General features: G+C 49.4%; 13 protein-coding genes and 1 tRNA gene. 11 read left to right on the top strand and 3 right to left on the bottom strand.

Features of this window, described 5'->3' with window-relative positions; genetic code table 11:
* Positions 1–11: 11 nt before the first annotated feature.
* Positions 12–317: a hypothetical protein gene (locus tag DWY76_RS00295; RefSeq protein WP_120079225.1), complete on the bottom strand. Its 306-nt coding sequence runs from the start codon at positions 315–317 to the stop codon at positions 12–14.
* Between the two features lie 71 nt (positions 318–388).
* On the opposite strand from DWY76_RS00295, the gene DWY76_RS00300 reads away from it, so the two are divergent.
* Complete coding sequence (locus DWY76_RS00300) at positions 389–760, top strand: hypothetical protein (protein WP_120079227.1); 372 nt, start codon at positions 389–391, stop codon at positions 758–760.
* Between the two features lie 153 nt (positions 761–913).
* Positions 914–1288, top strand: a complete 375-nt coding sequence (locus tag DWY76_RS00305) for a hypothetical protein (RefSeq protein ID WP_133300771.1) — start codon at positions 914–916, stop codon at positions 1286–1288.
* Between the two features lie 119 nt (positions 1289–1407).
* Here the strand turns inward: DWY76_RS00305 and DWY76_RS00310 are convergent, their stop codons facing one another.
* Positions 1408–1608, bottom strand: coding sequence for a helix-turn-helix transcriptional regulator (locus DWY76_RS00310; protein ID WP_120079231.1), 201 nt, complete (start codon positions 1606–1608; stop codon positions 1408–1410).
* 134 nt (positions 1609–1742) lie between these two features.
* Here DWY76_RS00310 and DWY76_RS00315 point away from each other — a divergent pair, with 134 nt between their 5' ends.
* The 7 genes from DWY76_RS00315 (at position 1743) to DWY76_RS00350 (ending at position 11572) form a co-directional block, all read left to right on the top strand.
* The gene (locus DWY76_RS00315) at positions 1743–2381 is read left to right on the top strand and encodes an XRE family transcriptional regulator (RefSeq protein ID WP_120079233.1); all 639 of its coding nucleotides are present in this window, start codon (positions 1743–1745) and stop codon (positions 2379–2381) included.
* A gap of 50 nt (positions 2382–2431) precedes the next feature.
* The gene (locus tag DWY76_RS00320; RefSeq protein WP_120079235.1) at positions 2432–3235 is read left to right on the top strand and encodes a hypothetical protein; all 804 of its coding nucleotides are present in this window, start codon (positions 2432–2434) and stop codon (positions 3233–3235) included.
* Between the two features lie 332 nt (positions 3236–3567).
* The gene (locus tag DWY76_RS00325; protein WP_343214679.1) at positions 3568–4371 is read left to right on the top strand and encodes a virulence RhuM family protein; all 804 of its coding nucleotides are present in this window, start codon (positions 3568–3570) and stop codon (positions 4369–4371) included.
* A gap of 80 nt (positions 4372–4451) precedes the next feature.
* A complete protein-coding gene (locus tag DWY76_RS00330; protein ID WP_120079237.1) occupies positions 4452–5627 on the top strand; it encodes a hypothetical protein in 1176 nt (391 codons plus the stop codon).
* Between the two features lie 577 nt (positions 5628–6204).
* A complete protein-coding gene (locus DWY76_RS00340) occupies positions 6205–7341 on the top strand; it encodes a tyrosine-type recombinase/integrase (RefSeq protein WP_120079239.1) in 1137 nt (378 codons plus the stop codon).
* 432 nt (positions 7342–7773) lie between these two features.
* Complete coding sequence (locus tag DWY76_RS00345; RefSeq protein ID WP_120079241.1) at positions 7774–9546, top strand: oleate hydratase; 1773 nt, start codon at positions 7774–7776, stop codon at positions 9544–9546.
* Positions 9547–9814: 268 nt separating this feature from the next.
* The gene (locus DWY76_RS00350) at positions 9815–11572 is read left to right on the top strand and encodes a bifunctional UDP-sugar hydrolase/5'-nucleotidase (protein WP_120079243.1); all 1758 of its coding nucleotides are present in this window, start codon (positions 9815–9817) and stop codon (positions 11570–11572) included.
* A gap of 100 nt (positions 11573–11672) precedes the next feature.
* Here DWY76_RS00350 and DWY76_RS00355 read toward each other — a convergent pair.
* Positions 11673–11746 (bottom strand) — tRNA-Gln (locus DWY76_RS00355).
* Between the two features lie 224 nt (positions 11747–11970).
* On the opposite strand from DWY76_RS00355, the gene DWY76_RS00360 reads away from it, so the two are divergent.
* On the top strand, positions 11971–12264 hold the full coding sequence (locus tag DWY76_RS00360; protein WP_005942150.1) for a hypothetical protein: 294 nt from the start codon (positions 11971–11973) through the stop codon (positions 12262–12264).
* A 122-nt stretch (positions 12265–12386) separates the two neighbouring features.
* Positions 12387–12533: a six-cysteine ranthipeptide SCIFF gene (scfA, locus tag DWY76_RS00365; protein ID WP_005926683.1), complete on the top strand. Its 147-nt coding sequence runs from the start codon at positions 12387–12389 to the stop codon at positions 12531–12533.
* Positions 12534–12578: the final 45 nt, after the last annotated feature.

Raw genomic sequence — 12578 nt, forward strand, 5'->3', positions numbered from 1 at the left:
AAGCAGAAAGGTCAGAAAACTTCAGACAGCGCACGGAGGAGCATTTCAAAATCGTTGAGGATACGAATGAGCGAATCGCCGAGGCTTTGGAGATGCTCGCCAACCAGAGCGTTGAATTGGATGATCGAGGTCAAAGTGTCCTCGATTCGGATGATTCTCAAGATGATGCAGAGGATTAAGATTCCATACAGGCCGCTCAGCAGGAACAAGCCGATGCTGAGGATTGACCTGCTCCGTTTAAGCTCCTGAACTTCCTTTTCTATCTTCGCCCAGCGTTCCGGTTCCAGCGGTTCGCCGGGCTTTTTGTTATTGTTCATGTGGTTTACATCCTTGTGTGCACCTCATTCCTGCGGTAAAATGGAGAAAAAACAAGAAGGAGGTGGTAAAAATGAGCGAAAATAAAGAAATTGAAAAGCTTACAGGTTATCATCGTGAAGCTGCGAAGATGGCTGCTTTTACCTCTGTGGTAAAGCAGCCAGACTGCAGCCAGCTTACAGAAGAACGGTTGAAAGCTTTACTTGATGCCTGCGACCACTCAAAAAGCTCGTATGCTGAGGAAGCGGCTTCCGAAGACCTGCGTGAACTGCGAGAAAAATTTGAGCAGAGCCAGAAAGAACATTGCGAAGTTCTGCACAAGTTGCAAGAACAGCATGATGCAGAGATGAGAGATCAGGCCAAAGAAAATAGATTCAACCGAGTATGCAATGTGATCGCAATTTTGATTGCGGCTGCATCGATGTTCATTTCTTTAGTAAAATGACAATCAATGCCAGAATCTGGATGCAAAGAGCAAAGATTTGCATTTCGTGGTTCTTCATCTTCTTCACCTCCTTTGGATGGCTGGCAAGTATGTATTTTTCACTATGGATGTGCTATCATAAAGACACCCCAAAACGGAAGGAGGTGAAAAAACATGAGCTTGTCATTGACTAAAATGGCTGTTCTTACTGGATATGCAAATACCATTTCCCTCAAAGAATTTGCAAAGAACCGTTTATTTCTGGCGACACCTGCTGGCATGATCAGCGGTATCCCCGTATTTGATGAGGAAAATAGCAATCCGAACATTGCCGTTGCGCAGACAGTTAACTCCTCAGCTCTCAAGGCCGTTTCCAAAGCTGCTTCTGCTGAAGAAGAAAGTCCGCAGACGGGTGAAAGCTGTGAGTTTATTCTGCTAAAGGATGCTCGTCTGGAAACCACAAGTCCCGTTGTGAATTTCCCTGTTCTGACTGTCTTTTGTGACCAGATCATTGCTGTGACCCTTGGCACTGATCTCACCAATGGCTAACACCTCGCGATTTTGCCGCCCTTGTACCGCTAATACAAGGGCGGCAATTTCTTTGGGTTCACCAATGATTTTGATTTTCATGTTTTTCACCTCCTTTTGGATGAATTAAATAATCTACTTTAAGTAGATGCACTGGCGAAAAAAATTTGGTCGATGGGAATGCCGACGACCTCACTGATTCTTTTCGCGGTGGCGACGGTAGCGTCTTCGGGCGATTGCTCGATTTTGCGGTATGTATCGCGCGAAATTCCGAGCTTTTCTGCCATTTCACGCTGTGTGAAACCGGCGTACTGGCGGGCTTGTTTAACGGTGAATCCCAAGTTCACACCTCCTTTCGTCTGGGTTCGAGAATACTATACTCCACTTTTAGTAGAATGTCAAGAACTTAAAGTAGAAAATTTTAAAATAAATGTTGACATAGCTCTACTTTTGGTGTAATCTCTACATATAAGGAGTGATTCAATTGAGCATCGCTGAAAATATTAAAAAAATCCGATTGGAACACGAGCTATCACAGGCTGACCTTGGCAAGATTGCAGGTGTCAGCGACAAAGCGGTGTCCACTTGGGAACTCGGGATAAAAATACCTCGCATGGGCGCAGTGGAGAAAATGGCAAATTACTTTGGTATCCCCAAAAGTGCAATTTTGGATGATGCCCAGCCCGCTCCTGCATCCCGTCCCATCCCCCCGGGCTTTGAGCCGATGCCGAAGATGAAGAAGATCCCGCTGATCGGCAGCATTGCCTGTGGGGAACCCATCACGGCAGAGCAGAACATTGAAAAAATGGTGGACGTGCCGGAGAACATCCGGTGCGATTTTTCCCTGACCTGCCACGGTGACAGCATGGTGGATGCCGGCATTCACGATAAAGACGTGGTGTATATCCGCATCCAGCCGGAGGTGGAGAACGGCGAGATCGCAGCGGTGCGCATTGATGGCGAAGCCACTCTCAAGCGGGTATATTACAACCCCGGCACGCTGACCCTGATGCCCGCAAACCCGGCTTATGCGCCCATGATCTACGCCGGCCCCCAGCTGGAAGAGGTGCACATTGAGGGCAAGGCCGTAGGCTGGACGCACTGGGTAGGGTAATTTTGGATTATCGGAGTCATTCCAGTCTATATAGCGAAGGAGTGTTATGTATGAAGAAAACTATGAAAAAGACCGCTGCAGCACTGTGCATTGCCGCAACGCTTGTATCTGTGGCAGCGCCGGCAATGGCTGTCAGCCCAGCAGAATATATGAGCACAGCCGCTCTTGAAGAATGCAATACTGCGACGGTAGCGCAGGTGGAAAGCCTGATCAACCAAATCGGAACCGTCACGACTGCCCGCCGCCCGGCAATTGTGGCTGCTGTAAATGCTTATAACGAATTGGACGATGCAAGCAAGGCGCAGGTCAGTAACTTTGCGGTGTTGGCAGAAGCCCAGCAGGTGCTTGGACTGAAAGACGCTCTTGCAAAGCTGAAAATCAGTTATGATAAGGTCGAGGACGCAAGAAGCTATGTGTCACCCACGGAAGACCGACTGAGCAATCAAGGCAAAAGCTATATACTGCCCTTCTTTGTAAATGGCAGCACCAATGATCCGTCAATGTTTTTCATGGTTCTGTGTAGCGGCAACAAATATGTGTACTTGGACACGATTACGATTCGCGCGGGCGAGTATAAATATACCTACACGATTGATTGGACGGATGTGGATCGTGGCTATGATGGAAAGCAGTACTGGGAACTGACATCTTTTATGGGCGATGATGAAGATATCCAGTGGTTTAAGAATATTTTGAGCGCTGATGAAATCATTATCCGATACAGCGGCGATGGTGGCAGCATCGACCACACAGTCACCCCCGAAGAGCGTCAGGCAATTACGGATGTCTTGAACGCATATGATCTGTTCAAGGCAGCAAGCCCGACTGTGCGCGCAAAGGCTTTGAATAACTGATGTAAACTAAACAAAAACTCCCCCGGCGCGCCAACGCAAAGCATGGTGCTTGCGGATCAGCAGCTGGAGGAGAAGGTCATTGAAGGGCTGGCGGTAGGGTGTTGCCGTGGGTTGGTGTGAAAGGATAGAGGATGGAAAATAACTTTCAGTTTTTGATATATCGCTCTGCGGAGGAAGATGTTTCGATCAATGCCGTTGTGAAGGACGAAAGCATCTGGCTGACACAGCAGGGCATGGCCGAATTGTTCGGCGTACAGAAACCTGCTATCAGTAAACATCTTAAAAATATTTTTGAAGAAGGCGAATTGGACGAAAAAGTGGTTGTTTCCAAAATGGAAACAACCACACATCACGGTGCTCTGGACGATAAGACGCAGACCAGAGAAACAAACTTCTACAACCTCGATGCCATTATCTCTGTGGGATACCGTGTCAACTCCCGCCGGGCTACGCAGTTCCGTATCTGGGCTACCGGCATTCTCAAAGAGTATATGACCAAGGGCTTTGTGCTGGATGACGAGCGCTTGAAGCAGGGCAAGGACGCTTTCGGTAAGGATTATTTCCGTGAGTTGTTGGAGCGTGTTCGATCCATCCGCGCCAGTGAGCGCCGGATCTGGCAGCAGGTGACGGATATCTTTGCAGAGTGCAGCATCGACTATGACCGCAACGCGCCGGTGACCAGGGACTTCTATGCCATGGTGCAGAACAAGTTCCACTATGCGATCACCGGCCAGACGGCGGCAGAGATCGTGTACAGCAAGGCCGACCACACCAAGGAGCACATGGGGCTAACCACATGGAAGTACGCACCAGAGGGGCGTGTGCTCAAATCGGATGTGTCCATTGCAAAAAATTACCTGTCCGAGAAGCAGATCCGGCAGCTGGAACGCACCGTTTCCGGTTACTTTGACTATATCGAGGATCTGATCGAGCGGGAAAATACCTTCACTATGGAACAGTTTGCTGCCAGCATCAACGAGTTTTTGTCCTTCCGGCGGTACGATATTTTGCCGGACAAAGGCAAGATATCTGCCCGTCAGGCAAAGCAGAAAGCGGAAGCCGAGTATGATCTATTCAACCCCACGCAAAAGATCGTGTCGGATTTTGACCGGGCGGTGAAAAATCTGAAAAACTGAGGCAGTATACAAACTTTGCACATTGCTCAATAAAATAAATGCCGCTGCGTCACCAATGCAGCAGTTACGAAAGGAAGAAAATGGAAGAATATAATTTTCAGCTTGTTGAAAAAATCAACCAGCAAGTGCATGTTGTTCAGGTTCCTGATACCTGCTCGTTTTGGATGATCCGGACAAAGTCGGGTGCATACTACAGCGAATACATTCATAATGGGTATATCGCAATTGGCTGGAATGCAGTTCTTCAAAGTAATATCACACAAGATACAGAAGAAAAATTGCGTCAAGCAGTAGAGCTAAATTACGCTGATAAACGGCCAGGTGCCGCTATAAACAAATGCTATAGTTTTGCGAGCGAAATGCAGGCTGGCGATCTGGTTATGATTTTGGGCGATAAAAGAGTCGCCTTCGGAATAATTGGAGAATACTTTGAAAAACAGGACATTCAGGATCCAATAAAAAAAGAATTAGAGGCAGACGCCCAAATTGCTGCGGGCTTTCATAAGCAAAATAGAATTGAATGTCCTTATGTGAAGCGTCGAAAAGTTCAAATTATAAAAGAAGTCGAAGAGCTCAGACTGACACCAATGCTGGCGCGTGCAATGCTGAACCACCATAGTTTGTCCACAATCAGTGACTATGCTATTCCAGTTTTAAACACTTGTTTTGATTTGTATGTTTACAACGGAGAAACCCATGCCGTTTTTCGCGTGAATACAAAAAGAAAAATAAAAGGTCGTGATTTTGCGACATTTTGTTATTACATAACTGAGATTTTTTCTGTTCTTAATGAAGATGAAGACATTTCAATAACAACGAATTTGAATTCTCCGGGAGACTATGTTGTTGCATTCTCTCAGGGAATGGATTTTATTCAGGAACATTGGTTTGCGTTCTTATTTATCTTTGCGGTGCTTTTTGGCGGTAGCTATGAAGTGTCAGGGCTGAAAATTGATATTCCGTCTGTTAGAGGGTTGATCAAATGGGTATGCAACCGCAAACATGATAACAGCATTAAAAGTTTGGAAGCAGAAAAGTTAAAAAAAGAAATCAGCGGAATTGATCTGGATAATGAATTAAAACGTATTCAGATTGCCAGAGAAAAGGAAGAAAGTGTTCTTCAAAAAATGCCGACAGACCAGGAATTGGAAAAGCTGCAAAAAGCAAGTCGAGCTCTTGAACTTCAAGAGCCCGACTCTAAAGTGGTTATTTTTCCTTCGTCCAATGAGGGAAATCATAGGGACGGTAGTTCTTGAGAAGAATCAACGAAAAAATAACAAGTAAAAGTTCGACTGTAAAAGGAATAAAATCGTGAAAAAAGAAAAAAGTGAGAAATTTACAAGAGGCCCCCAAAAGAATAGCAAGAAAAAGCACATAGGAAGTAATACGATATAGAATGTTCAACAGCTTCCACATAGGGCAGTCTCCTTTCTCCATGGTGATTGTATCATAAAGTAGTCACCATTGAAAGACGATTCACGATTTTCGCACACAGAGGGATTGTATGAGCTTTCAAAATAATCTTCGTGAGTTGAGGTCTGAAAAGAGGCTCACTCAACAGCAACTTGGTGAAATCTTTCATGTCAGCCGGACTACAATATCGAATTATGAAACAGGAAAAATGGAACCAAGCATTAAAATGATTCTGGATATTTCAAGATACTTTGAAGTTTCTGCGGATTGGTTGCTTAAATAAAAACCTCCCCCAGCGCGCTAACGCCGAGGGAGTTAAGATAAGCGGCTCACCCTTGCGGGGTCATCGCACACTCGACACTGCGATTATACCTCTTTTGGGCGGGCTTGTCAAAGTGTACCCTTTTGGAGGTGAAAACAATGAAAAAGAGGACAAACACAGCGTTTTGGGTCGAGAAGGAAAAGCGTTGGTGCATTGCGGTGCAGAAGAACGGCACCCGCAAACGGTTTTACAGCAGCACGCCTGGCCGCACCGGCCAGCGGGAAGCCAACGCAAAGGCCGATGCCTGGCTTGACGATAGCATCAGAGACGGAAAAAAGAAGGTAGCTGCCCTCTATGCCCAGTGGGTAGAAGAACTGAAGCTGACTTGCGGGACATCCTATGTGACACAATGCCAGCGTTACGGGGACTGCTATATCCTGCCGACCTGCGGGAACATCCGCATTGACGAGCTGACCGAGGGCGACCTTCAAAAGGCAATCGACGTTTCGTTCCGGAAGCGCTCACAGAAAAAGAACCAGCGCAAGCCCATCTCAAACCAGCCGTTGAGCCGAAAGACGCTTATGACGATTCGGGCGGCGGAAACGGCCTTTGTCAAGTGGTGCAGAAGGAACAAGTACACGACACTGCATCCTGATCTGTCTATCCCGAAGAATGCGAGAATGGGAAAACGCACAATTCTTCAGCCCACCGCTCTGAAGGTGCTGTTTAGCGTAGATACCCGTACCTACTACGGAAAGCCGGTATTTGACGAGTACATCTACGCCTATCGCTTTGCAGTTGCGACCGGCCTGCGCCCCGGGGAGCTGATTGGTCTCTGGTATGGTGACATCAAAGGGAACACGGTCAACCTTCGGCGAAGCATCAACGTGCACCGGGAACAGACGACCGGAAAAAACGAAAATGCAATCCGCTCTTTTGACATGGGCAAGGAAGCTCGCGAGGCATACGAGGCACAGGTGCAGCTTCTGAAGGCTCAAGGTATACTTCTGAACTACAATACCCCGCTGTTTCAGATCCCGTCAGAACATGCGCTCTATCGCCGCTGGGAATCCTATCAGGAAGCAAACGGGCTTGAGCCGAAAGTTTCACTTTACGAGCTGCGGCACACCTTTGTCAGTGTCGAATCCAGCGTCCTGACTGACAGCCAGCTGAAGATGCTCGTGGGACATAGCAAGAACATGGACACATCCGGTGTATACCGGCATGAATTGCAGGGGCAGCGTGAAGATTTGGCAGCCGCAACAACAGCAGCTTTTCAGAAAGCGCAGGGCTGATTTTGGTAACATTTCTGGTAACACTATTTTTTGTACCCTAGCACAAGTGGATATTTTGCAAGCCGCACAACAAGCGCAAATGCAAAGTGATAGAGCCATAACGCCTCCTATTTTTGACGTAGCAATATCAAATTTAATTGTTCGACTCCCATCGCCTCCACCAACAAAAAGCACCTGGATTCGTTGAAATCTGGGCGCTTTTCTTTTTGCTGAAACTGGTTTATAAAGCACTCTATATCACAGAACGATTCGCTATTAGGGCGGCTTTTGTCACAATTTGTACGTATTTCCAGCAAAACAGAATGATTGTATAAAATTTATACACCTGCTAAAGTTTGTTTGTTGTCTGCTGCGGCGACGCGGGGTATACTGTTGCCATAAGGACGGCGCAAGGATGCCGAAAAAAGCAATAAAAAGCAGGGAGGCTTTTCTATGTACTATTCCAGTGGCAACTATGAAGCATTTGCAACTCCTAAAAAGCCGGAGGGTGTCGATCATAAATCTGCATATATCATTGGTTCCGGTCTGGCCGCACTGACGGCTGCATGTTATCTGGTGCGTGACGGCCAGATGAAGGGCGAGCATGTGCATGTGTTTGAGAAAGACCCCATCCCCGGCGGTGCCTGCGACGGCTACAAATACGATATCGGTTACGTGATGCGCGGTGGCCGCGAGATGGATAACCACTTCGAGGTCATGTGGGATCTGCTGCGCTCCATTCCGTCTCTGGAGACCGAGGGTGCCAGTGTGCTGGATGAGTACTACTGGCTGAACAAGGAAGACCCCAACTATTCACTGTGCCGTGCTACCGTCAACCGCGGCGAGGATGCCCACACCGATGGCAAGTTCGGCCTGTCTGATAAGGGTGCTATGGAGATCATGAAGCTCTTCTTCACCCCCAACGAGCAGCTGCAGGATAAGAAGATCACCGATTTCTTTGATGATGAAGTGCTGAACTCCAACTTCTGGCTGTACTGGCGCACCATGTTTGCCTTTGAAAACTGGCACAGTGCTCTGGAAATGAAGCTCTATCTCAAGCGCTATATCCACCACATCGGCGGCCTGCCGGATTTCACCGCCCTGCGCTTTACCCGCTACAACCAGTATGAATCTATCATCCTGCCCATGGTCACTTACCTGAAGGACCACGGCGTGCAGTTCCACTATGAGACCAAGGTCGTGGACGTGAAATTTGATATCAATGGCAAGCGCAAGCAGGCAAGCAGCGTGGTTGTGGAGCACGCAGGTGAGATCAGCACCATTGACCTGACCGAAAATGATCTGCTGTTCATCACCAACGGCGGCTGCGTGGAAAGCTGCACGATGGGCGCACAGGACAAGGCAGCAGGCTTTGATCCCACCATCAAGCCGGGCAACGGCTGGGATCTGTGGAAGAAGATCGCTGCACAGGACCCTGCATTCGGCAATCCTGAAAAGTTCTGCTCCGACCCCGAACATTCCAACTGGGAAAGCGCCACCATCACTACGCTGGACGACAAGATCCCACAGTATATCCAGAAGATCTGCAAGCGTGACCCGTTCAGTGGCCACACCGTCACCGGCGGCATCGTCACCGTTAAGGACTCCAACTGGCTGCTCAGCTGGACGCTGAACCGTCAGCAGCAGTTCCGAGACCAGCCCAAGAACCAGCTGTGCGTCTGGGTCTACGGCCTGTTCAGTGATAAGCCCGGCAACTACGTCAAAAAGGCCATGCGTGACTGCACCGGCAAGGAACTGTGCATGGAATGGCTGTACCACATTGGTGTGCCCGAGGATCAGATCGAAGAGTTGGCCGAGCACAGTGCCAACACCATCCCGGTCATGATGCCGTATATCGATGCATTCTTTATGCCGCGTGCGATGGGCGACCGTCCTGATATCGTGCCGGAGGGTGCTGTCAACTTTGCCTTCCTGGGTCAGTTCGCCGAGACCGGCCGTGACACCATCTTCACCACCGAATACTCCATGCGCACCGGTATGGAAGCTGTGTACACCCTGCTGGACATCGACCGCGGTGTGCCCGAGGTCTGGGGCAGCACCTATGATGTACGTGCCCTGATCGATGCAACGGTCAAGCTGCGCGACGGCAAGAAGATCACCGACATGGATCTGCCGCTCATCCCGCGCCTTGCCATGAAGGAAGCTTTGAAAAAGATCGAGGGTACCGACCTTGAGAAATTCCTCAAGGAATACAATGCGATTTGAGCTCGTTGCTCTGATCCATTTTTGAATCCCCTTTGAAAACAGCCCGCTTTTGCAGTCAACGACTGGCTGCAGATGCGGGCTGTTTTTGCCCTGAAGAGGAATAATGTTGCACAAAAAGTGTGACTTAGTACCGTGAATTATGAACAAATTGTGCGATTCCGGGTTGTTCTTGGGTGTTTTGTGTGTTATGCTTAACATAATAAGCGTCGGGCTGGTTCTGTGCGCCCGATAAAAACAAAAGAGAGTTTTAAGAGGAGGTCGTTTTTCCATGAAACAGCTTATCTCCCGCCGCAGCTTCCTGAAAGCCGCAGGTGTTACCACGGCCGTTGCTGCCGTAAGTCTGGGCGCACCCGCTGCGTCTGCATGTTACCCCGGCAGCTTTAAGGACATTACGATCCTGTACACCAACGATGTTCATACTTACATCGACAAAAAATCGCCGGAACTGACCTATGCTGCCATCGCAGCTTTGAAAAAGAGCTATCAGGATGCAGGCAAAAATGTCCTGCTGGTAGATGCGGGCGACCATATTCAGGGTACCGCATATGGTTCCATGGACGAAGGTGCATCCATCATCCAGCTGATGAACGCCGCTGACTACGATGTTGCTACGCCCGGCAACCATGAATTCGACTACGGCATGGCCCGTGCAAAAGAGGTAATGGCTGAGGCAGATTTCCCGTACCTCTCCAGCAACTGGGTCAATCTGCCGCTGGGCAACCGCGTTCTGCCGGATGTCAAATACTTCACCATCGGCGGCCGCGTGATCGCATTTGTGGGCATCACCACGCCCGAGACCTTCACCAAGTCTACTCCGGCTTACTTCATGGATAAGAGCCAGAGCCGCTATATCTATGATATTCTGGGCGGTGACGACGGCCAGAAGCTGTACAAGGCTGTGCAGAAGTCCATTGATAAGGCCAAGGTTCTGGCTGACTATGTGATCGGTCTGGGCCATCTGGGCGTTGATCCTTCCTCTTCGCCCTGGACCAGCAAGGAAGTCATCGAGCACACCTCCGGCTTCGATGCATTCATCGACGGCCATTCTCACACCAAGATGGAGTGTGAGTGGGTGAAGGATCTGTCCGGCAAGGCTGTCGCCCTGACCCAGACCGGCTCTTATTTTGCAAATGTTGGCGAAATGACCATCAAGGCTGACGGCTCCATTGCCACCCGTCTGATCTCCTCTTACGAAGGCTCCGACAGTGCCGTTGCCGATATCCAGAACGCATGGGTCGCTTCTGTGGACGACATGCTGGGTGAGAAGATCGCTGTTGCCGATACGAACTTCTACATCTCCGACCCCGAGACTGGCAAGCGCCGCATCCGCATGGCAGAGACGAATCTCGGCGACTTCGTGGCCGACGGCATTTACTCCTACTTCAATGAGGTGGAACAGCTGCATTGTGACATCGCTATCATGAACGGCGGCGGCATCCGCGCCGATGAGAAAGCCGGCTACTGGACCTTCAAGACCTGCAAGCAGGTCAGCCCGTTTGGCAATGTGGCCTGTCTGATGTCTGTCACCGGCAAGCAGATCCAGGATGCACTGGAGTTTGCAGCCCGCTTTGCCGGAACGGAAAAGGAGAACGGCGGCTTCCTGCATGTGGCAGGCGCTTCCTACGAGATCCACGCCGATATCCCCAACACCGTGCAGACCGACGAGAAGAATGTCTGGATTGGCAGTGCCACCGGCACTCCGCGCGTGCAGAACGTGAAGATCTACAACAAGGCTTCCGGTACTTATGAACCGCTGGACGAGAGCAAGACATACGCTCTGGCTGGCATGAATTACACTCTGCGCAATCTGGGCGATGGCTTTGCCATGTTTGATGGCGCAGAGCTGATCAAGGACTATGTGTCTGAGGATTACCTTGTGATGTCTACCTATGCCATGACCTTTGGCGGTGTAGATGCAGAGGGTCTGCCGCATTTGACCACCGCAAACAGCCCGCTGGCCGATTACCCGGGCTATCTGCTGGATTACGAGAATCCCTACGGCGCAGGCCGCATTAGCATTCTGTAATAACTGCATAAAAATGGACGTACCGTCGCAAAGACGGTACGCTGTTTTTGTATAACAATATAGAACGAAAAAAGCCATCCGGCATAAACCGGATGGCTTTTGGTTGGGGATGAGAGAATCGAACTCCCACAAGTAGAGTCAGAGTCTACCGCACTACCACTATGCAAATCCCCAATATTCGATTGCGTTTCGCAGTGTGAGCCGCTCAACGTGTGCTATTATACGCGGAAAAGTGATACTTGTCAAGCGTGATTTTGAAAAAATTGCAAACTTTTTTAAAATGCGCGCACCAGCGGAGAAGTTTCTGCTTTACCATAAACTGGCATATTCTGCACCGGTCTCTTCATATACTAAAATGTACAAACCTTCAAGATACACAAAGAAGAGGAGGACGGCCTATGCTGGAACGAACCCATGCCCAGAACACCCAAACTTTGCTTTCGAGCCGCATCCCGCGGGATACCGAGCACGAACGCTATCACCCAGAACTGGAAGAAGAGCTGAAGGAATGTCTGTTCTGCCTGCGGCGCAATGAGATGATGTTTGATCTGGAGGTAGATACAGACCTGATCGAGCAGCGCATTTACGAGCGGCAGGCGCTTTTGTGCCGCTACCGGTACTTACTGGCCAGGGCGCGGGAGCTGGGGCTGCACACCGTCCTGACGAAGTATCAGCCTGCTGGACAGGTTTGAACAGGTTGGCAGCATAAAAATCTTGACAGAAAGCCCCTTGCGTGTTATCATAAGCAAAGATAAATGCGTACTGGGCTTTGTCCGGCGCGATGAAATTTTGAGAGTTAGAGAGGTTTTCTATTATGGAACGTATTAAGACCATTGCTACTCGTGACCTGACCAAGAGCGTTAAGACCGGCGGCTGCGGCGAGTGCCAGACTTCCTGCCAGTCCGCTTGCAAGACCTCCTGCGGCGTGGCTAACCAGCAGTGCGAGAACAGCAACAAGTAATTTTTGCAACCCCCTGCCGCCTTTGCCGGGCGGCATTTTTTTGTA

Origin of the sequence: Faecalibacterium sp. AF27-11BH (genome assembly GCF_003603005.1) — a bacterium.
GTDB lineage: Bacteria > Bacillota > Clostridia > Oscillospirales > Ruminococcaceae > Faecalibacterium > Faecalibacterium taiwanense.